This window comes from Amycolatopsis sp. NPDC114505, from assembly GCF_055633615.1.
Genome location: NZ_JBVKDV010000001.1, coordinates 2,463,891 through 2,483,313 on the forward strand (window position 1 = coordinate 2,463,891; position 19,423 = coordinate 2,483,313).

Sequence of the window (19,423 nt, forward strand, 5' to 3'; positions counted from 1 at the left end):
CGCTCCCAACGGTTACCAATGAATGGCTTCTGTCGGGCTCAGATCCTAACTGTGGTCTTCGGTGTCCCACGCGGGGTCGGTAGGTGGGGCGTCGCCCGGCCACGCGCCGCCCGGGTCGGCGACCATCGAGTTGGCCGACGCCACCTGGTTGCCGCCGCCGCGTTTCGCCTGGTACATGGCCGCGTCCGCGCGGGCGAGAACCTGCTCGCCGCGCTCCTGCGGCCGTAGTGAGACGAGCCCGATGGACAGCGTGACGCCGTGCGACAGGTGGTGCGGCAGGCCCGCGACGGACTTCACCGCGCGGCCGAGCGCCATCTTCGCCGCGGACGCCGGCGTGCCCGGGAGCAGGACGATGAACTCGTCGCCGCCGTAGCGCGCCACGAGGTCGTCGCCGCGCAGGGCGTCACGCAGCGTGCTCGCGACGACGCGCAGCACGTTGTCGCCTTCGGCGTGCGACGCCTTGTCGTTGACGCCCTTGAAGCCGTCGAGGTCGACCAGTGCGACGGCGAGGGGCTGGGCGTCGGCCGACGACGCGAGCAGGCGCAGCTTCTCGTCCAGCGCGCGCCGGTTCGGCAGGCCGGTGAGCGGGTCCTGCAGGGCCTGCTGGGTGATCGCGCCGTGCTCGGCGGAGAGCCGTTCGTGCTCGCGGCGCGCGTTCAGCGTGGCGATCTGCGACTCGCGCAGGCTCCACATCTCGGACTCGAGCCGGGTGGCGTAGTCGATCAGCGACTGGCTCGCGCCGGACGCGTAGTCCGGGCTGGTGTCCAGCCGGGCCAGCTCGCGGGCGATGTTCAGCCGCATCGACGGCTGCGAGGTGTCGTCGGTCAGCGACTCGCGGGCGTGCCGCAGCACGTCGAGCGCCTCTTCGCGGCGGCCGGCCTGGTCGAGGCAGCGGGCCAGCGCGATGGCGACGATCTCGCGTTCGCCCGGGTAGCCGGTGCCTTCGTGCAGCGCCCGGAGCCGGTCGATCTGGTCGGAGCTCGGGCTGTGCAGCGCCTGCGCCGAGGCGAGGACGCCGACCTGGTCGACGGCCGCGACGCCCGCCTTCCGCGGGAACAGCGACTCGGTGAACGGGCCTTCGGCGGCCACGGCCATGGAGGCGGCGGTGCGGAACTTCTCGGCGCTCTCGTCGTACTCGTCGATGCGCTCGAGCCGCAGACCCCAGCCGAGCAGCATCTTGACCCGGTTCATCAGCTGCAGCGTGATCTCGTGCGGGCTCGCGCTCTCGCGGATCGCGGAGGCCGCGCGGCCGATGACCTCTTCGGCGGCTTCGTACACGCCGAGCTGGTTCAGCACGATCCAGCAGTCGTTCAGCGCCGACCACAGCATCCGGTTCCACTGGCGGATGCCGACCTGCCGGTTCGGGATCGCGGAGTCGTCGAGGATGGCCAGCGCGCGGGCGATCTCGGTGAGCGCGGGGTCTTCCTGCGAGGCGATCACCAGCCGGCGGCCGCGCAGCGCGTGCGCGTCGGCCCGCAGCAGCGCGAGGCCGTGCCGCCGGGTGTGCGCGAGCATCTCGTCGAGCCGGGGTTCGGCTTCCGCGGCCAGACCCCTGGTGATCAGCCGGGCGATCGCGGACGCGCGCAGGAGCTGCGCGATCATCGTCGGCTCGCCGCGGCGCTGGGTCTCGTCGAGCAGCTCGTCCATGAGCTCGACGATCTGCAGCTGCTGGGTGTACTCCTGCCGCTGGACCGCGGCGATCAGTTCCCGCGCACGCCCGACAAGCCAGGCGTCGGACATCTCGGCCAGGGCGGGACGCCTGGCCGGACCCGGGTCGGTCGCCTCGTCGGTCAGCGCCAACCTCCCGGTGTCGTGGGTTCGGGTCCTCGAGCTGCTCCGCCGCCAGGATTCGAACCTGAACTGTCAGAACCAAAATCTGAAGTGCTGCCGATTACACTACGGCGGATCGATCCTGGTCAGGATAGCGACGATCGGGTGTCGTCCGCGCGGGGGATGCGTTACCGCCCAGTCCGCCGGGTACCCCGGTTCCGAAGTACGGGTGTGAGGCTTCCGGCACTCCCCAGTCGCCGAAACCTCCTGTACCGTAACTTACGGCATCGTAGGTTAGGGCACCCTACGTCAAAGGTTGCCCGCATAGGGAGAAGTGAAGCGTATGACGGCCACGCTCGACCGTTCTCAGCCCACCGGGGAGCCTTCGGCTCCCAAGGGGCCCAAACCCGTTACTGAAGGCACGCGAGGCATCGGCGTGCAGCTGTCGGTCTACTTCGGCGTGATCGCGCCGCTGGTGGCACTGCTGGTCGCGGTGCCCTTCGCCTGGGGCTGGGGACTGAGCTGGGTCGACGTCGGCATCTTCGTGGTGTTCTACGCGATCAGCGGGCTCGGCATCACGGTGTCCTACCACCGCTACTTCACGCACGGATCGTTCAAGGCCAAGCCGTGGCTGCGCGTGGTCATGGCCATCGCCGGCAGCATCGCGCTGCAGGGCCCGGTGATCACCTGGGTCGCCGACCACCGCAGGCACCACGCGTTCTCCGACCGCGACGGCGACCCGCACTCGCCGTGGGCGTTCGGCACCTCGCCGTGGGCCATCGCCAAGGGCTTCTGGCACGCGCACATGGGCTGGCTGTTCGAGCGCGACCAGACCAACGCCGAGCGCTTCGCGCCGGACCTCGTCAAGGACCCGGCGATCAAGAAGGTTGACGACCTGTTCTGGCTGTGGTCGCTGGTCAGCTTGGCGCTGCCGGCGCTGCTGGGCGGGCTGATCTCGTGGTCGCTGTGGGGCGCGGTCACCGCGTTCTTCTGGGCCGGGCTGGTGCGCATCTGCGTGCTGCACCACGTGACGTGGTCGGTCAACTCGATCTGCCACATGATCGGCGAGCGGCCGTTCGCCGCGCGCGACAAGTCGGCGAACTTCTGGCCGCTGGCGATCTTCAGCTTCGGCGAGTCGTGGCACAACCTGCACCACGCCGACCCGACGTCCGCGCGTCACGGCGTCAAGCGCGGCCAGATCGACATTTCCGCGCGGCTGATCTGGATCTTCGAGAAGTTCGGCTGGGTGCACGACGTCCGCTGGCCGACCCCGCAGCGCCTGGCCCGAATCGCGACGGAAAAGGGCTAGTCAAGTAGGGTTCGGGGAGTGGCGGGGAGACGACGGTCGAAGCGTGAGCAGCAGGTCACCGGGGCGCGTCCGGTCGCCCCGGTGACGCGCGTCCGGATGACCGGCAGCGAGCGGCGTCAGCAATTGCTGAACGTGGCGCGGGCGTTGTTCGCCGAAAAGGGCTTCGACGGCACGTCGATCGAGGAGATCGCGCACCGCGCCAACGTGTCGAAACCCGTGGTGTACGAACACTTCGGCGGCAAAGAAGGCATCTACGCGGTGGTGGTGGACCGCGAAACCCAGCTGCTGCTGGAGCGCATGGTGTCCACCCTGCACGGCGGCCACCCCCGCGTGATGCTGGAACAGGCGGCGACGGCGTTGCTGTCGTACGTCGAGGATTCCCACGACGGTTTCCGCATCCTGGTCCGCGATTCCCCGGTGGCGAGCTCGACGGGGACGTTCTCGACGGTGCTGAACGACATCGCGAGCCAGGTGGAACACATTCTGGCCCAGCAGTTCGCGGCCCGAGGCTACGACGAGAAACTGGCGGCGCTGTACGCACAGGCTTTGGTGGGAATGGTCGCGCTGACGGGACAGTGGTGGCTGGACGCGCGCAAGCCGAAGCGGGATGAGGTCGCGGCGCACCTGGTGAATTTGGCTTGGAACGGGCTTTCGCACCTGGAGCACAAGCCGAAGCTGCGACTGGGGTGACGGTTTCCCTGACGGGACACCGCGCCGGCCTCGGGACGTTCGCCGCCGGCCTTGACCGGGACTTCCGCGGCTGGACGGGCGAGCGGACCCGACTCCGGCTGGACCCACCGGTCCTGCACCGTCCGGACGTTCGTCATGCCGGGCGAGGAACTGCGCCGGTTCAGCGCGGACGTCGCCGAGTTCCTCGCTACCTGAGCACGCCGGTCTCGTGCAGGTGGTCGAAGATGAGCTGCGCCACCAACGACACCCGCGGCCGGTCCGCGTAGGCCAACCACGCGATCTCCTCGATCTCGCTGCTGGCCGCCAACGTCCCGGTGTACTCCGCCGAGTAAGCCGTCGTGCGGACCACCGTGCCTTCCGCCTTGCCGTGCGCCTGGCCTTCGAACGTGCCCGCCGGCGAAATCGTCGACGGCTTGATCTCCACGTCCAGTTCTTCGCGGATCTCGCGGACCAGTGTCTCGACGTCCGTCTCGCCCGGCTCGCGCTTGCCGCCGGGCAGGTAGAACTTGTCCTTGCCGCGTGAGCGGGCCGCCAGGACGCGGCCGTCCACCACGTGGATCCACGCGACCTTGTCGATCACGCCAGGCCTGCCAACACTTCGTCCGTCGTCACGACCGTGCCGAGGCGCGGGAAGATCTTCGTGATCGCGTTTTCGTGCGAGATCTCGGACAGCGCGGTCATCGCGTCCGACACCGCCACCGTGTCGTAGCCGTGGTCGCCGGCCGCGCGCAGGGTCGACTCGACGCCGAACTCCGTCGCGATTCCGCCGAAATACACCGTCTTCACGCCGGCTCCGCGCAGGAACTCGTCGAGGTCGGTGTTCGCGAAGCCGCCGATCGCGTACTTGGTGACGATCTTGTCGTCCTGCGCGTCGAAGACGAGCTCGTTGCCCGGCGGGTTGTCCGGCCGCGACACCTTGACGATCACCACGGACGCGCCGGCCTCGCGGAACGCTGTCCGCAGCCGAAGCGCGTTCGCGACGACCTCTTTCCCGCTGTAGGGCGTGGTCGGCAGCGCGACGATCCGCTCCTGCAGGTCGACGAGCACGAGCGCGGACGTGGCCGGGTCGATCTTGGTCATGCCCCGATCCTAGGGTTCGCCGGGCGGGGCACGGTTTGGAGGCCGGTCCCCGATCGCCAGGTCGGCGATGGCGCTCGGGGACCGGCGCGGTGCTGCCGCGGGAACGCTATCTTCGGACCGCGTCCAACAACCGTCGGGGGCGGGCGAAAACTCTTGGTACACACCATGTTCCGCGATCCGCCGCCCCGGCGGAAGTGTCCACGGCACTCAGCGGCCGTGGTTTTCTCATGCTCAGGCCGGTGTGACCTTCAGCAACTTGTCGTCCGTCCCGTCCGAAGTCGTCACGTACAGCGCGCCGTCCGGGCCGGTCCGCACGGCCCGCAACCGGCCGAACTTGTCGTCGAACTCCGGCGGGAGCGAGACGTCCAGGACCTTGCCCGCCGCGTCCAAGTGGTACAGCAGCAGCTTCTGGCCCTTCAGCGCCACCACGACCAGTGCGCCGTCGTTCTTGCCCCACTGCGCGCCGGTCAGGAACGCGTCGCCGCTGATCGCTTCGGTGATCTTGCCGGACGTCCACAGTGGACTCAGCGCGTCGGGGAACCGCTTGAGGTCGGTCATCGGCACGCTCTCGTCGTAGCTCGAGTCCGTGCCGCCCTTGGACGGGTCCCAGCCGTAGTTCGCGCCCGGCTTCAGCAGGTTGACCTCGTCGTCGAAGGTCGGGCCGTGCTCGGCCGTGATCACCTGGCCGCTGCCCGGCCGGATCGCCACGCCCTGGACGTTGCGGTGGCCGAACGTGTAGATCAGCCGTTCCTTCGGGTTCGACGACGTGATGAACGGGTTGTCCGGCAATGGGTTCCCGGTCTTCGCGTCCAGCCGCAGCACCTTTCCGCCCAGGGAGTGGCGGTCCTGCGCGATCGACGCGCGGGCCGTGTCGCCGGTGCCGACCAGCAGGGCGCCGTCCGGTGCGAACGTCGGCCGGCAGCCGGAGTGCCGGCCGCTCGGGTTCACCGGCAGCCCGGTCAGCAGGTCCTTGACCTTCGACGCGCTCCCGCCGTCTTCGGCCAGCTTCCACGTGACCAGCCGGATGTCGACGGCCTTGCCACCCTCTTGGTGGTCCTGGCAGGTGATGAACTCGCGGCTGGTCGCGAAGTCGGGGCTGATGACCATGCCGAGCAGCCCGCCCTCGCCCTGCACGAGGACGTCGGAGAAGTCGGCCTTGACGTCGGTGGCTTTCCCGTCGCGGACCAGCGCGAGCTTGCCGGGCCGCTGTGGCACGAGGATGCCGCCGTCGGGCAGGAAGCCGATGTCCCAGCCGTGCTGCAGCCCGGCGGTCACCGTCTCGACCTTGAACTTCCCGCTCGACGTCGCCGGCGTGGACGCGGGCGGGATGTTCTGGACCGGCGCGCTCGAGGCGCCCGAGCAGCCCGCCACCAGCAGGGACACTGCTCCGATGAGACCCAGCACACACCGCATACGGCTCATCCTGCCATCAAGCGGTGAAATCGCCGTTCGCCGCCGACGCCTTCAGGAACTCCAGGTCGCCCGAGCCGGGGATGTAGTGCCCGGTGCCGGGTACCAGGTCGACGACCGCGCCGGCCGCTTCGAGGCGACGCTTGGTCGTCGCGGAGTCGACCATCGCGTCCTCCGCTCCCGCGACGGCGTACACCGACATGCTCAGCCGCTCCAGCGCCGCGTCGCCGAAGACCGGGAACGGGCCGGTGCGGTAGCGGTAGTGCGCGGACACGAGCAGCTGCTGCTCGACGATCGGCGACGACTCCGGCTCGCCCACGACGCCGGCGACGGACTTCCGCCGTCCCTTCTCCCCGAGCAGGGCCAGGAACACCGCCTTGACGACGAACCCCTTCTTCATCGGGCCGAGGCCGATCGGGCACCGCAGCGCCAGCGCGGAGACGCGCCCGGGCCGCCGCGTCGCGTAGTCGAGCGCGAGCCAGCCGCCGAACGACGACGTCAGGAAGGCTGCCCGGGAGACGTCGAAGTGGTCCAGCACGGCGTCCAGCCACCGCGCGTACCGGTCGCTGCCGAGCGGCGGCCGCGTCTCGGCGCTCATCCCCGGCTCGCCGATGATGTCGGCCGCGTACACCCGGAACCGCTCCACCAGCGCGGGGATCCGCTGCGCCCACTCCGCCGAGTTGCTGCCGGAGCCGTGCAGCAGCACCAGTGGCGGCGCGTTCGCCGGCCCGGCGACCAGCACGAACGTCTCGCCCTCGGGCGTCGGCACGCGCACCTGGTCGTGGTCCGGCCACGCCGTCAGGGCTTCGAGGTAGCGCTCACGCAGGAGGCGGGCACCGGCTTCGGACTTGTATATCGTCATGCAAAGTACTCTATCCTTCCCTATCAAGGAGATAAATAGGGTGTGATCAAGTACCTGGACGCACCAGTCCGGACTCGTAGGCGAACACCACCGCGTGCACCCGGTCGCGCAGCCGCAGCTTGCCGAGGATCCGCCCGACGTGCGTCTTCACCGTCGTCTCGCCGATGTACAGCTTCGCCGCGATCTCGCCGTTGGAGTGCCCGCGCGCGATGAGCCCCAGCACGTCCTTCTCGCGCTCGGTCAGCACGTCGAGCTTGGCGACGTCCACCGGATCGCGGTCGTCGGCGAGGTAGCGGTCGAGCAGCCGCCGCGTCACCGACGGCGAGACCATCGAGTCGCCGCGCAGCACGCCGCGGATCGCCACGAGCATCTCTTCCGACGGCGCGTCCTTGACCAGGAACCCGCTGGCACCCGCGCGCAGGGCGGCGTACGCGTACTCGTCGAGGTCGAACGTCGTGATGATCAGGACGCGCACGTCGGGCAGCTCGGCGCAGATCCGCCCGGTCGCCGTGACGCCGTCGAGCACCGGCATCCGGACGTCCATCAGCACCAGGTCCGGCCGCAGCTCGCGGGCCTTCGCGACGGCCTCTTCACCGTTCGCGGCCTCGGCCACGACCACGAGGTCGTCCTGGCTCTCGACGATCATCCGCAGCCCGACGCGCACCAGCTCCTGGTCGTCGCAGAGCAGGACCCGCGCCGTCACGACCCGACCGCCAGGCTCGCCCGCACGCGGTAGCCGCCGTCCGGCAACGGCTCGTGCGCCAGCTCGCCGTGGAACATCTCGACCCGCTGGCGCATCCCGGCCAGCCCGCGCCCGGACGAGGGCAGCGCGGGCGCCGGTGCGGGTGCGGCCCGCCCGCCGGTGTTCGTCACCTCGATCCGGACCTCGGCCGGTTCGAACGCGACTTCGACGCGGCCGGTCGCGTCGGCCGGGGCGTGCTTGATCATGTTGGTCAGTGCCTCCTGGACGATCCGGTACGCCTGCAGCGCGGCACTCGCGGACAGGGCACCGGGGTCGCCGGTGACCTCGAGCGCGACGGCGCGGCCGCACTGGTCGACGAGCTCACGCAGCTCGTCGATGCTCGGCTGGGGGCTGCGCGCCGCCTGGCCGGCGTGCAGGACTTCGAGGAGCCGCCGCAGCTCGGCGAGCGCGTCCCGGCCCGTGCGGCCGATCGTGTCGAGCGTGCGGTCGACGGCTTCGGGGTCGCGGTGCCGGGCGAGCTTCGCGCCTTCGGCGTTCAGCACGATCACGCTCATGCTGTGCGCGAGGACGTCGTGGAGCTCGCGCGCGATCCGGGTGCGCTCCTCCGCGACGGCGGCGCGTGACTGGGCGTCGGCGCGTTTCTCCTCCTCCGCGGCGAGCTGTTCCTTGGTGCGGAAGAACTCCCCGAGCGCCCACGCGGCGATGTGCAGGGGGAACGCGCTGACGATGATGAACGTGGGACTGTCCGAGTAGGTCCCCCAGAGGACGCCCCACTGGACGTCGAGCACGCCGATCGCGAGGGCGATCGCCGCGGCGAACCACCGCCGACCCTGCTTCACCAGCGTGAACAGCACCACCGCCATGGCCAGCTCGGTGCGGCCGCGGTCGTACGCCCAGACCTCGTTGAGGTACACCGCCGCCGCGCCGGCGATGGTCAGCACCGCGACGGTCCGCGGGAACCGGCGGCGGACCAGCAGGGGGAGCAGGAACAGCATGGGGATCGCGCGGACACCCCACGAGCCGGCGTCGTTCCAGTTCGGGCTCAGGAAGACGAACACGCCGTACAGCGGAAGATCCACCGTCCACCGGTGCTTGCGTACCCACACGACGAGTCGTTCCACGCCATCGAACGTAACGCCGCGACCCGCCCCGGGTCGTCATCCCTTCGGCCCGATCGTGTCCTCCCCGGGGAGGACGACACCGGCCGAGCCGGCGGATTCGCGGCCACCCGTGCCGTTCCTAACGTCGGGATCATGTCGATCACCAGGGAATTCCTCCGCCACCCGATGCTGACGGGCGCGATCGCGCCCAGCTCGCCCCGGCTGGCCGGGACGATGACGGCGGGCCTCGGCCTGGAACGCGCGGCCCGCGTCGCCGAGCTCGGGCCGGGCACGGGCGTGTTCACCGAAGCGGTCCTCGCGCTGCTTCGCCCCGAAGCGCGCCTGACCGCTTACGAGATCAACCCGCGTTTCGCTGCTTCGCTGCGCAAGCGCTTCCCCCGGGCCGACGTCGTCACCGGTTCGGCGGAGCACCTCGACGCCGGCCACCTCGACGTCGTCGTCTCCGGACTGCCGTGGACGGCCATGACCGCGGACCGCCAGCAACGCATCCTCGACGCGGTCACGGCGGCGCTCGCCCCGAACGGCCGGTTCACGACGTTCGCGTACGCCCACACGGCCTGGACGCCACCCGCGCGTCGCTTCGCCGCTTCGCTGCGAAGCCGTTTCGCCGTCGTGGAGCGCACTTCGGTCGTCTGGGGGAACCTGCCGCCCGCGTTCGTCTACCGCGCGGCGCTGCCGGTGGCGGTGGGGAGGACGAGCCATGGACAGCCTGCTGCGGCCACTGCTTGACGCTCCACCGCCGGTCGTCTACCTCGTCTGCGCGCTGCTGATCACGGCGGAAACCGCGCTGCTGCCCGGAATCGTGCTGCCGACGCTGTCGGCGTTGCTGCTCATGGGGTTCCTCGCCGAGCGGGGCACGCTCCACTTCGGAATCGCTTTGCCGGTGGCCGTGTTCGCGGCGTTCCTCGGCGATCAGGTGGCGTACTTCGAAGGACGTTCGTGGGGACCGCGGCTCGCCCGCCGCGTCGGCCAGGACCGCTGGGACCGCGCCGAAGCGGCGGTCGCGCGCTACGGCGTCCCGGCGGTGGTCGCGGGCCGCTGCCTGGCCGGCGTCCGGACGCTGGTGCCGCGCGTCGCGGGCTCGGCGGCGATGCCGTACCGCCGGTTCGCCGCGGGCAGCGGGTGCGCGGCCGTGCTGTGGGCGAGCGCGGAGCTGCTGATGGGTCAGGTGACGGCGCTGGTGCTCTGAAGGCGTTCCGCGGTTTCGGCGTCCGCGGGCAGGAACGTCTCCAGCTTGAGCTCCGACACGGTGACGTCGGCGGCGGTCGCGAACGTCGTGATCGCCGTGATCAGCCGGAGCTCACCGGCCGAAGTGGACAGTCGCACCGGCACGGCGAAACCGAGGTGGTCCGCGCTCGGCGGCCGTTCCGGCGGCAGGTACCCCTTCAGCTCGGCGAGCTGCGCGGCGAGCCGGTCGTCCGGGGTGCGCGCGAGGTCGTTGCGGAGGCGCTCGAGGATGTGCCGGGCCCAGTCGTCGAGGTTCCGGACGCGCGGCGCCATCCCGCGCGGGTGCAGCGCGAGCCGCAGCGTGTCGACCGGTTCTTCGAGTAGCTCCGGGTCGACACCCTCGATGAGCAGGGAAAACGCGTCGTTCTTCGCGACGAGCAGGCCGTAGCGGTCGACGACGATCGCGGGGTAGGGGCGGTGGCCGTCGAGCAGCCGCCGCAGCCCGTCGAGCACCGGCCGGATCGCCGGGTCGCCGAGCTTCGTCTCGGGGTACGTCGGCGCGTAGCCGGCGGCGTGGAGCAGGCCGTTGCGCTCGCGCAGGGGCAGTTCGAGGGACTCCGCGACGCGCAGCACCATGCCGCGGCCGGGCACCGAGCGGCCGCTCTCCATGAAGCTGACGTGCCGCTGCGTCGTGCCCGCGCGCAGGGCCAGGTCGAGCTGGCTGAGCCGCCGCCGGGTGCGCCAGTCCTTGAGCGCCGTTCCGAAGTCCACGGCCCCATCCTGCTCGGCCACGCCATTCCCCGCGGGGAATTGAGGGCATTCCCCGCTTCGGCGACGCTTCCGGCATGACGAACTACGGCCTGGTCGTACCGACCTACCAGCCCATCCTCGACGCCGGGCGGACCGCACCCGAGCTGGTCGACGCCGCCGTCGCCGCCGAAGAGCTCGGCCTCGACTCGGTGTGGGTGGGCGACACCCTCGCGCGGGCTCCGCTGGACGCTTTCACCGTGCTGGGCGCCTTCGCCGGCCGGACCTCGCGGGTGACCCTGGGGACGTCCGCGCTGCTCCCGGCGTTGCGGGACCCGGTTCTCTCGGCGAACCAGCTGCTTTCGCTCGATTTGCTCAGCGGCGGCCGGCTCACGGTGGCGGTCGGCGCGGGGTTCGCCGGGCGGAGCGAGCCGGAGTTCGCGTTCGTGGGAGTGCCGTGGGCGCGACGGCGGGCTCGCCTCGACGACATCGTGGGCCTGTGGCGAGCGGCGTGGCGCGGTGAGTCGTCGTTCCACGGCGAGGTGCTGCACTACGACTCGCTGCCGTCCTTCCCCTCGCCCGCGCGGCCGGGCGGACCGCCGGTGTGGCTGGCGGCGTACACGCCGGGCGCGCTGGAGCGCGTCGGACGGCTGTACGACGGCTGGCTGCCCTACCCGCCGGACCCCGCGGACTACGTGTCCGGCCTGGCCCGGATCCGCGCTGAGGCGTCGCGTCCGGTGACGCCGGCGCTGTTCGCGACGGTCCTGGTCGAGGACGACGCCGACCGTGGGCGTGCGCTGCTCGAGGAGTACTGCCTCACCAACTACGGCGCGCCGGCGGAGTACGTCCAGGGGATCCAGATGCAGGTGACGGGAAGCGTCGCGGAGGTCGCTTCGCGGCTTCGTGAGTACGAAGGCGCGGAGCACGTCCTGCTGCGCATCGCGAGCACGGATCCGAAGGTGTTCGACGAGCAGCTGCCGCGGCTCGCGGAGGTGGCGGAACTGCTGCGCGACCAGCCGTGATCGGAAACTTGTCGGGGGTGCCACGTAGGCTGGGACGGTGACAAACGCTCCATTGTCCGGACTCCTCACCGCCATCCTTCCCGACCCGGCCCTGCGCGGCGTGGTCGAGCGCGCCGGTGCGCCGCTGCTCGAGCTGCAAGGCCCGATCGCCGCCCGGCAGCTCGTCGCCGCCGCCCTCGCCGCCGACGAGGGCGCCGCGAAGCCCGTCCTCGCCGTCACCGCCACCGGCCGCGAGGCCGACGAGCTGACCGCGTCGCTCAAAGCGCTCATCGGCGAGCACCGGGTCGTCGACTTCCCCTCCTGGGAGACCCTCCCGCACGAGCGGCTCTCCCCGCGCGCCGACACCGTCGGCCGCCGGCTGGAGGTCCTGCACCGGCTGAAGACCGGGGACGACACCCTGCGCGTCGTCGTCGCGACCGTCCGCAGCCTCATCCAGCCGATGGCACCCGGCCTCGGCTCGCTCAAGCCGATCGACCTGGTCGTCGGCGAGGAAGAGCCGTTCGAGGAGCTGCTCGAACGGCTCGTCGAGCTGGCCTACTCCCGCGTCGACATGGTCGAGAAGCGCGGCGAGTTCGCCGTCCGCGGCGGCATCCTCGACCTGTTCGGGCCGACCGCGCAGCACCCCGTCCGCGTCGAGTTCTGGGGCGACGAGGTCAGCGAGATCCGCGCGTTCGCCGTCTCCGACCAGCGGTCGCTGCCCGGCGAGATCCCGCGCGTCACCGCGCCGCCGTGCCGCGAGCTGCTGCTCACGCCGCCGGTCAAGGAGAAGGCCGCGGAGCTGGCGAAGACGTACGAAGCGGACGCGCACCTGGCCGAGATGCTCACGAAGCTCGCCGACGGTATCCCGGTCGAGGGCATGGAGGCCCTCATCCCGGTGCTCTGCGAAGGCGAGCTGGAGCTGCTCACCGACGCGATGCCGATCGGCACGCACGTCCTGCTCACCGACCCCGAGAAGATCCGCGCCCGGGCCGCCGACCTCGTCCGCACCGGCCAGGAGTTCCTCGAAGCGTCCTGGACGACGGCCGCGGCGGGCGGGCAGGCCCCGATCGACCTCGGCGCGTCCGCCTACCGCGGGCTCGACGAGATCGCGTCGCACGCCCAGGACACCAAGCGCTCGTGGTGGACGCTCACCCAGCTGACCAGCGAAGACCCGGACGTCTACCGCGTCTCGATCGAGGCCGCGCCCGCCTACCGCGGCGAGCTCGAGCGCGCGATGACGGACCTGCGCGCCCACACGGCGGCGGGCGGCACGGCGGTGCTCGTCGTCGCCGGCCAGGGCACCGCGGCGCGCGCGGTCGAGCAGCTCTCGGGCGCGGACGTCCCGGCGACGCAGGCCGGTGACGGTCTCACCGGGGTGCCCGCGGCGGGCCTGGTCACGGTCACCTGCGGCGGCCTGACGGACGGCTTCGTCTCGCCGGAGCGCGCCCTGGTCGTGCTCACCGAGGCCGACCTGACCGGCCGCGGGTCCGGCGCCGGAACGTCCACAAAGGACCTCACCACCAAGATGCCGTCCCGGCGGCGCAACGCGGTGGACCCGCTGGCGCTCAAGAACGGCGACTACGTCGTGCACGAGCAGCACGGCATCGGCCGGTTCGTCGAGATGGTGCAGCGCACGGTCGCCGGCGCGACCCGCGAGTACCTGCTGCTGGAGTACGGGTCGTCCAAGCGGGGGCACCCGGGCGACCGGCTGTTCGTGCCGACCGACCAGCTCGACGAGGTGTCCAAGTACGTCGGCGGCGAGCTGCCCACGCTGAACAAGCTCGGCGGCTCCGACTGGAAGAACACCAAGGCCCGGGCCAAGAAGGCGGTCAAGGAGATCGCCGCCGAGCTGGTCCAGCTCTACGCCGCGCGCCAGGCCGCGCCCGGGCACGCGTTCGGCCCGGACACGCCGTGGCAGGGCGAGCTGGAGGACGCCTTCCCGTTCACCGAAACCAACGACCAGCTCGCCGCGATCGACGAGGTCAAGGCCGACATGGAACGCGGCGTCCCAATGGACCGCGTCATCTGCGGCGACGTCGGCTACGGCAAGACGGAGATCGCCGTGCGCGCGGCGTTCAAGGCGGTGCAGGACGGCAAGCAGGTCGCCGTGCTCGTCCCGACGACCCTGCTCGCGCAGCAGCACCTGAACACGTTCCACGAGCGCATGCGCTCGTTCCCCGTGACGATCAAGGGCCTGTCCCGGTTCACGAACAAGACCGAGTCGGACCTCATCCTGGAACAGCTCGCCGCCGGCGAGGTCGACATCGTGATCGGCACGCACCGCCTGCTGCAGACGGGCATCCGCTACAAGGACCTCGGCCTCGTGATCGTCGACGAGGAGCAGCGCTTCGGTGTCGAGCACAAGGAACACATCAAGGCGCTGCGCACGCACGTCGACGTGCTGACGATGTCCGCGACCCCGATCCCGAGGACCCTGGAGATGTCGCTGGCCGGCATCCGCGAGATGTCGACGATCCTCACCCCGCCCGAGGACCGGCACCCGATCCTGACGTACGTCGGCTCGTACGACGACAAGCAGGTCGGCGCGGCGATCCGCCGTGAGCTGCTGCGCGACGGCCAGGTGTTCTACGTCCACAACCGCGTCTCCTCGATCGAGAAGGCCGCGCGGCACATCCGGGAGCTGGTGCCGGAGGCCCGCGTCGTCACCGCGCACGGGCAGATGAACGAGGACAAGCTCGAAAAGATCATCCAGGGCTTCTGGGAAAACGAGTACGACGTCCTGGTGTGCACCACGATCGTCGAGACCGGGCTGGACATCTCGAACGCGAACACGCTGCTCGTCGAGCGCGGTGACCTGCTCGGGCTGGCCCAGCTGCACCAGCTGCGCGGCCGGGTCGGCCGTGGCCGCGAGCGCGGGTACGCGTACTTCCTGTACCCGCCGGAGGCGCCGCTGACCGAGACCGCGCACGACCGGCTCGCCACGATCGCCCAGAACACCGAGCTGGGCGCGGGCATGGCGGTCGCGATGAAGGACCTGGAGATCCGCGGCGCGGGCAACATCCTCGGGGCGGAGCAGTCCGGGCACATCGCGGGTGTCGGGTTCGACCTGTACGTGCGGTTGGTCGGCGAAGCGGTCGACGCGTTCCGGCGGCACGCGGGCGCGGAGCCGGCGGAGGACGAGGAGATGGCCGACGTCCGCGTCGACCTCCCGATCGACGCCCACATCCCGCACGACTACGTGCCGGGGGAGCGGCTGCGGCTGGAGGCGTACCGCAAGATCGCGGCGGCGCCGGACACCGAGGGCCTCGACGCGGTCCGCGAAGAGCTGATCGACCGCTACGGCCAGCCGCCGGCGCCGGTCAACCGGTTGCTGTCGGTGGCGCGGTTCCGGCACACGTGCCGCGAGGCGGGCGTGACGGAGGTGGCGGTCCAGGGCAGCACGATCCGCTTCGCACCGCTGCCGTTGCAGGATTCGCAGATGGTCCGGCTGAAGCGCTTGTACCCCAAGGCGATGTTCAAGGCGGTGACGAACACCGTCTCGGTCCCGAAGCCCACGGAGGGCCCGGCCGGCGGCCGGATCGGCGCGCCGACTCTGCGCGACGAAGAGCTGCTGGACTGGTGCACGAAGCTGCTGACTCAGCTCACCAAGAAGCCCGCGGCGGTGTAGCGGCCACCCGGCGTCACTTCTCGTTGTGGCGCCGGGGTTTCCGCGTCAGCAGACTTCGCTGAACATCGGCGGCGAAGCCTCCGCCAACCCCATCTTCACCGACTCCACGGGCACCGGAACCGCTCCGGCGCTCGTCATCGGCAGCGGCCGGGGTTTCCGCGGCATGCGCGAACCCGCGCCGCCGCCGCGTCCCGGGTACACGAGCAACCCCCGCGCCGGATCCGGTACGGCGTCCAATGCCGCCGTGACGACCGGAAGCGCGCGGAAGGCGTCGCGGCTTTCTTCCGACTTGAACTCGATCTCCAGCACCACGCCCCAGCGGTGTTCGTGCCACACCCACTGTTCCGCGCCGTTCGTCAGAGCTGCTTCGGTGAGTGCGTCACCGCGGGCGAGTCGCCACAAGGAAGCCGTGGACTCGCCATCGAAGACCTCGATGGTCAGCCAGTGGTCCATGTCGTGAAGGTTACGCCCGGCGACACCGCACGGGTGTTGCGTTTCGGGTGCGATGGTGTGAGAGGGTATGCGCTGTGATGCGGATCATGGGGCGCCCTCGCGCGCTGGTCGCGGTCGTTGCCGGTGCACTTCTGCTCGCCGGGTGCGGCTCGGGTCCCAGCCAGGTCGGTGCGGCCACGATCCTCGGCGACCAGTCGTTCGGCATCGACCGGGTGCAGTCGATGATCGACCAGGCCGTCCGCGACCAGCCGTACGCGCAGAAGCTCGCCCGTGAGAACAAGGTCGTCCTGCTGGGCCGTGAGATCGTCCGGCAGGCGGCGCTGCACGAGCTCATCACCTACGCCGCGAAGAAGGAAAACCTCGTCGCGGACCAGGCGAAGATCGCGCAGATCGCCGCGTCGCTGCCGGGTGCGCCCGTCACCGACACCGGGCAGGGCGACCCGCTCGCCGTCGCGCAGATCGCCGCGAACGTGCGCGACCGCGGCGAGCGCGCCTCCGACACCTACTTCGAGCGCCAGCTCGCCGCCAAGTTCCTGCCGAAGCTCGCGGTCAGCGCGGACTACGTCGGCTTCACCGCCGCCGCCGCGAACGACCCCGAGACCCGGGCGCGGGCGTTCGACGTCGCGAAGCAGTTCGCCGCCGACCCGTCGAAGGTCCAGGCCGCGGTGCAGTCGGCGGGCCAGGAGCTCCAGCAGGCCCAGCAGACCGGCCAGCCCGGCCCCAACGGGTTCTCCGACGCCGGCCTCACCTCGCTCTTCGGCGCCGCCCAGTACCCGGCCCTGGCCGAGACCGTGCTGTTCGGCTCCCCGGCGAACAGCGTCATCGCGTTCCAGCCGCGGATGCCGGCCAAGCCCGACTGGTACGTCTTCGTCGTCCGGACCCGCGGTACCGACCAGGCGGTGCCCGCCGACGAGGCGCCGCAGAAGCCGACGGACGACCAGCTGACCGTCATCGGCACCCGCCTCCTCCAGCCCTACGTCGAAGAGAGCGGCCTGCGCGTCAACCCGCGGTACGGCGCGTGGGACGTCGTCACCATGGACGTCGTGCCGAACCTGGACGCCGCCCCGGGCCTCGTGCTGCCCGTCGGGGGTCCCGGCCGTACTCAGCAGTGAGCACCGGCGTCGTCGTAGTCGTCCGCGGGGCGACGCTGCCCGCCGCGGCGCTGAAGGTCCTGCGTGACGCCACCGCGGTGTACGCGGCCACAGACGTCGACGCGAGCGCGTTCGGCATCCCGGCCATCACCGAGGCGCCTTCGCTGAAGGACGTCGTGCTGGTCGCCGGCTCCCGGGACGAGCCCGCGGCGTCGCTGCTCATCGCGACCGGCGCCGAGGTCATCGAGGCACCGGCGCCGCCGCTGGTCGAGGCCGCCGAGGTGATGGACCGGCTCCGCTCGCCGGGCGGCTGCCCGTGGGACGTGGCCCAGACGCACGATTCGCTCCGGCAGTACCTGGTCGAGGAGACCTACGAGCTGCTCGACGCCATCGAGTCGGGTGACCGCGAGGCGCTGCGCGAGGAGCTCGGCGACGTCCTGCTCCAGGTGTTGTTCCACGCGCGGGTCGCGGCGGAGGACGCCGCCGACCCGTTCGGCATCGACGAAGTCGCCGCCGACCTGGTCGCGAAGCTGGTCGGCCGGCACCCGAACGTCTTCGCCGATGCGGACTCGGTGCACACCGTCGAGCACCAGAACCTCAAGTGGGAAGAGCTGAAGCAGCAGGAGAAGCAGCGCAGGTCCATTGTGGACGGCGTCGCGCTCGGCCAGCCCGCGGTAGCCCTGGCCGGCAAGCTCGGCCAGCGCTCCGGGCGCGCGGGCATCCCGCTCGACCTCTTCCCGGCCGGCACCGCCGCCGCGGCTCAGCTGTTCCGCATCGCGGCGACGGCGCGGCGCGCGGGCGTCGACCCCGAGGGTGAGCTGCGGGCGCAGGCGAAGCAGTTCGCGAACGACATCCGGGCCGCCGAGCAGGCCGCGCGGGACGCCGGGCTGGAGCCGACGACCCTGGAGGCGGACGGCTGGCGGAAGTTCTGGCCCTCGCCTTCGGTGTGACGCAGCACACAATCGGGTGAGAACCGTTTCGGATCATCCGGCGTCTTGCCTGGTGTGAGGAAACCGCCACTGGAGGACGCCGACGAGGAGCACCTCGTCAAGCGCACGGCCAAGGGCGACCGCGCGGCGTTCGAGGAGCTCTACCGCCGCACGTCGCCCTGGCTGGCCGTGCGCCTGCGCCGCCGGTGCGCCGACGAGCAGGTCGTCGCCGAGGTCATGCAGGAGACGTACCTGGCCGTGTGGCGCGCGGCGGCCTCGTTCGCGGGGGCCTCGACCGGCGGCACCGCGGTCGGCTGGCTGTGGACGATCGCGGCGCGCCGGCTGGTTGACGCGTTCCGGCGCCGCGCGCACCACGCCGAGCTGCCGGCGGAGGTGGCGCTCGACGTCGCGCCCGTGCCGGCGGCGGAGGACGTGGCCCTGGCGGCGACGATCGGGGACGACGTCGGTGACGCGCTGCGCGAACTCGCCCCCGAGCTGCGGGCGGTGCTGCAGGCGATGGTGCTCGACGGGCTGACCGTCCGGGAGACCGCCGTCCTGCTCGGGCTGCCGGAAGGAACCGTCAAGACCCGCGCGCGCCGGGCGCGGTTCGCGATGAAGGAGGCCCTGTCATGACCCACGCGTCGGACGATCTCATCGCCGAGTACGTGGCGGGCTACGGCCTCCCGGCCGACCGGCTGTGGGGTCTCGAGGCGCACTTGGAGACGTGCCGGGCGTGCCGGGCGCGGCTCGCCGCGGTGGCGCCCGTGCAGCCCGTGGTGGACGTCGTCTGGAGCCGGCTCGGTGCCGAAATCCTGCTGCCGGACGCGCCTTTCCACGGCGCGCCCGTGCGGGCCCCGGTCAAGGTCCGGTACCGCAGCCGGCGGCGGTGGCTCGACACGTGGGTCACGCCGGTGATGCTGCCGTGGCTGGGGATGATCGTGGGGGTCACGCTGCTCGCGGTGGCGTTCGACCAGGTCTGGCGGTCCGCGCTGGACGTGACGGCGGTGCAGCTCTTCGCGCCGGTGCTGCCGGTGCTCGGCGTCGCCGCGTCGTGGGTGCGGGGGCTGGATCCGGCGTACGAAGTCGTCGTCGCGACGCCGCGGGCCGGGCTGTACCTCATCGCACGGCGGACGCTGGCCGTGCTCGTCGTCGTCCTGCCGGTGCTCGGGGTCGCCGGCTGGCTGACCGGCACGGCACTGGCGCTCTGGCTGCTGCCGAGCCTGGCCTTCACCACGGGGACGCTCGCGCTGGGTGGCCTGATCGGCGTCACCCGGGCGGCGCTGACGCTCGTCGCGGTGTGGGTCGCCGTACTGGTGCTGCCCACCGTGGTGGCGAGCGGGCAAACGTTTGCGCTCAGCACCGGCGCGCTGCCGGTGTGGGCGGGGATCTTCGCGCTGACGTCGGTGGTCGTCGCCCTGCACAAGGGCGCGTTCACCCGGCTGGACGCGCGCGACTAGGGAGG

The 19,423-nt window shown here is 71.3% G+C and carries 19 protein-coding genes and 1 tRNA gene; 10 read left to right on the top strand and 10 right to left on the bottom strand.

What is annotated here, in order from left to right:
- Positions 1-45 precede the first annotated feature (45 nt).
- Both ACZ7OU_RS12330 and ACZ7OU_RS12335 read right to left on the bottom strand, forming a co-directional pair.
- Entirely contained in the window at positions 46-1,800 is a 1,755-nt protein-coding gene (locus tag ACZ7OU_RS12330; RefSeq protein ID WP_470255109.1) for a GGDEF domain-containing protein, read from the bottom strand.
- 34 nt (positions 1,801-1,834) lie between these two features.
- Positions 1,835-1,906 (bottom strand) — tRNA-Gln (locus ACZ7OU_RS12335).
- 207 nt (positions 1,907-2,113) lie between these two features.
- Between ACZ7OU_RS12335 and ACZ7OU_RS12340 the strand changes: the two genes are divergently transcribed.
- Both ACZ7OU_RS12340 and ACZ7OU_RS12345 read left to right on the top strand, forming a co-directional pair.
- Positions 2,114-3,079 (top strand): acyl-CoA desaturase, encoded by a 966-nt coding sequence (locus ACZ7OU_RS12340; RefSeq protein ID WP_470241878.1) that lies wholly within the window; start codon positions 2,114-2,116, stop codon positions 3,077-3,079.
- A gap of 96 nt (positions 3,080-3,175) precedes the next feature.
- Positions 3,176-3,769: a TetR/AcrR family transcriptional regulator gene (locus tag ACZ7OU_RS12345; protein WP_155544196.1), complete on the top strand. Its 594-nt coding sequence runs from the start codon at positions 3,176-3,178 to the stop codon at positions 3,767-3,769.
- Positions 3,770-3,956: 187 nt separating this feature from the next.
- Here ACZ7OU_RS12345 and ACZ7OU_RS12350 read toward each other — a convergent pair whose 3' ends face one another.
- From ACZ7OU_RS12350 to ACZ7OU_RS12375, 6 genes are all read right to left on the bottom strand, one after another.
- Positions 3,957-4,349, bottom strand: a complete 393-nt coding sequence (locus ACZ7OU_RS12350; RefSeq protein WP_470255110.1) for an NUDIX hydrolase — start codon at positions 4,347-4,349, stop codon at positions 3,957-3,959.
- On the bottom strand, positions 4,346-4,849 hold the full coding sequence (locus ACZ7OU_RS12355; RefSeq protein WP_470255111.1) for an isochorismatase family protein: 504 nt from the start codon (positions 4,847-4,849) through the stop codon (positions 4,346-4,348). The genes ACZ7OU_RS12350 and ACZ7OU_RS12355 overlap by 4 nt, the downstream gene beginning before the upstream one ends.
- 231 nt (positions 4,850-5,080) lie before the next feature.
- On the bottom strand, positions 5,081-6,262 hold the full coding sequence (locus ACZ7OU_RS12360; protein ID WP_470255112.1) for a PQQ-dependent sugar dehydrogenase: 1,182 nt from the start codon (positions 6,260-6,262) through the stop codon (positions 5,081-5,083).
- Between the two features lie 16 nt (positions 6,263-6,278).
- Positions 6,279-7,121 (bottom strand): alpha/beta fold hydrolase, encoded by an 843-nt coding sequence (locus ACZ7OU_RS12365; protein ID WP_470255113.1) that lies wholly within the window; start codon positions 7,119-7,121, stop codon positions 6,279-6,281.
- 46 nt (positions 7,122-7,167) lie between these two features.
- Complete coding sequence (locus ACZ7OU_RS12370; RefSeq protein WP_470241871.1) at positions 7,168-7,824, bottom strand: response regulator; 657 nt, start codon at positions 7,822-7,824, stop codon at positions 7,168-7,170.
- Positions 7,821-8,945, bottom strand: a complete 1,125-nt coding sequence (locus ACZ7OU_RS12375; protein ID WP_470241870.1) for a sensor histidine kinase — start codon at positions 8,943-8,945, stop codon at positions 7,821-7,823. The genes ACZ7OU_RS12370 and ACZ7OU_RS12375 overlap by 4 nt, the downstream gene beginning before the upstream one ends.
- Positions 8,946-9,077: 132 nt before the next feature.
- Here ACZ7OU_RS12375 and ACZ7OU_RS12380 point away from each other — a divergent pair, with 132 nt between their 5' ends.
- A complete protein-coding gene (locus ACZ7OU_RS12380; protein ID WP_470241869.1) occupies positions 9,078-9,674 on the top strand; it encodes a class I SAM-dependent methyltransferase in 597 nt (198 codons plus the stop codon).
- The gene (locus tag ACZ7OU_RS12385; RefSeq protein ID WP_470241868.1) at positions 9,646-10,134 is read left to right on the top strand and encodes a DedA family protein; all 489 of its coding nucleotides are present in this window, start codon (positions 9,646-9,648) and stop codon (positions 10,132-10,134) included. The genes ACZ7OU_RS12380 and ACZ7OU_RS12385 overlap by 29 nt, the downstream gene beginning before the upstream one ends.
- Here the strand turns inward: ACZ7OU_RS12385 and ACZ7OU_RS12390 are convergent.
- The gene (locus tag ACZ7OU_RS12390; RefSeq protein WP_470241867.1) at positions 10,110-10,883 is read right to left on the bottom strand and encodes an MmyB family transcriptional regulator; all 774 of its coding nucleotides are present in this window, start codon (positions 10,881-10,883) and stop codon (positions 10,110-10,112) included. The two genes, ACZ7OU_RS12385 and ACZ7OU_RS12390, sit on opposite strands and share 25 nt — an antisense overlap.
- Positions 10,884-10,957: 74 nt before the next feature.
- On the opposite strand from ACZ7OU_RS12390, the gene ACZ7OU_RS12395 reads away from it, so the two are divergent.
- The gene (locus tag ACZ7OU_RS12395) at positions 10,958-11,881 is read left to right on the top strand and encodes an LLM class flavin-dependent oxidoreductase (protein ID WP_470241866.1); all 924 of its coding nucleotides are present in this window, start codon (positions 10,958-10,960) and stop codon (positions 11,879-11,881) included.
- Positions 11,882-11,933: 52 nt separating this feature from the next.
- The gene (mfd, locus tag ACZ7OU_RS12400; protein WP_470242426.1) at positions 11,934-15,488 is read left to right on the top strand and encodes a transcription-repair coupling factor; all 3,555 of its coding nucleotides are present in this window, start codon (positions 11,934-11,936) and stop codon (positions 15,486-15,488) included.
- A gap of 45 nt (positions 15,489-15,533) precedes the next feature.
- On the opposite strand, the gene ACZ7OU_RS12405 is transcribed toward mfd, so the two are convergent.
- Positions 15,534-15,941, bottom strand: a complete 408-nt coding sequence (locus tag ACZ7OU_RS12405; RefSeq protein ID WP_470255114.1) for a hypothetical protein — start codon at positions 15,939-15,941, stop codon at positions 15,534-15,536.
- Between the two features lie 86 nt (positions 15,942-16,027).
- On the opposite strand from ACZ7OU_RS12405, the gene ACZ7OU_RS12410 reads away from it, so the two are divergent.
- The 4 genes from ACZ7OU_RS12410 to ACZ7OU_RS12425 are packed head-to-tail and all read left to right on the top strand — an operon-like array spanning position 16,028 to position 19,418.
- Positions 16,028-17,053 carry a hypothetical protein gene (locus tag ACZ7OU_RS12410; RefSeq protein ID WP_470255115.1) on the top strand — a complete coding sequence of 342 codons (1,026 nt, stop codon included), beginning with the start codon at positions 16,028-16,030 and terminating at the stop codon, positions 17,051-17,053.
- The gene (locus tag ACZ7OU_RS12415; RefSeq protein ID WP_470255116.1) at positions 17,050-17,982 is read left to right on the top strand and encodes a nucleoside triphosphate pyrophosphohydrolase; all 933 of its coding nucleotides are present in this window, start codon (positions 17,050-17,052) and stop codon (positions 17,980-17,982) included. The genes ACZ7OU_RS12410 and ACZ7OU_RS12415 overlap by 4 nt, the downstream gene beginning before the upstream one ends.
- 54 nt (positions 17,983-18,036) lie before the next feature.
- Complete coding sequence (locus ACZ7OU_RS12420) at positions 18,037-18,594, top strand: RNA polymerase sigma factor (RefSeq protein ID WP_470241862.1); 558 nt, start codon at positions 18,037-18,039, stop codon at positions 18,592-18,594.
- Positions 18,591-19,418, top strand: coding sequence for a zf-HC2 domain-containing protein (locus ACZ7OU_RS12425; RefSeq protein ID WP_470255117.1), 828 nt, complete (start codon positions 18,591-18,593; stop codon positions 19,416-19,418). Before ACZ7OU_RS12420 ends, ACZ7OU_RS12425 begins: the two co-directional genes overlap by 4 nt.
- Positions 19,419-19,423: the final 5 nt, after the last annotated feature.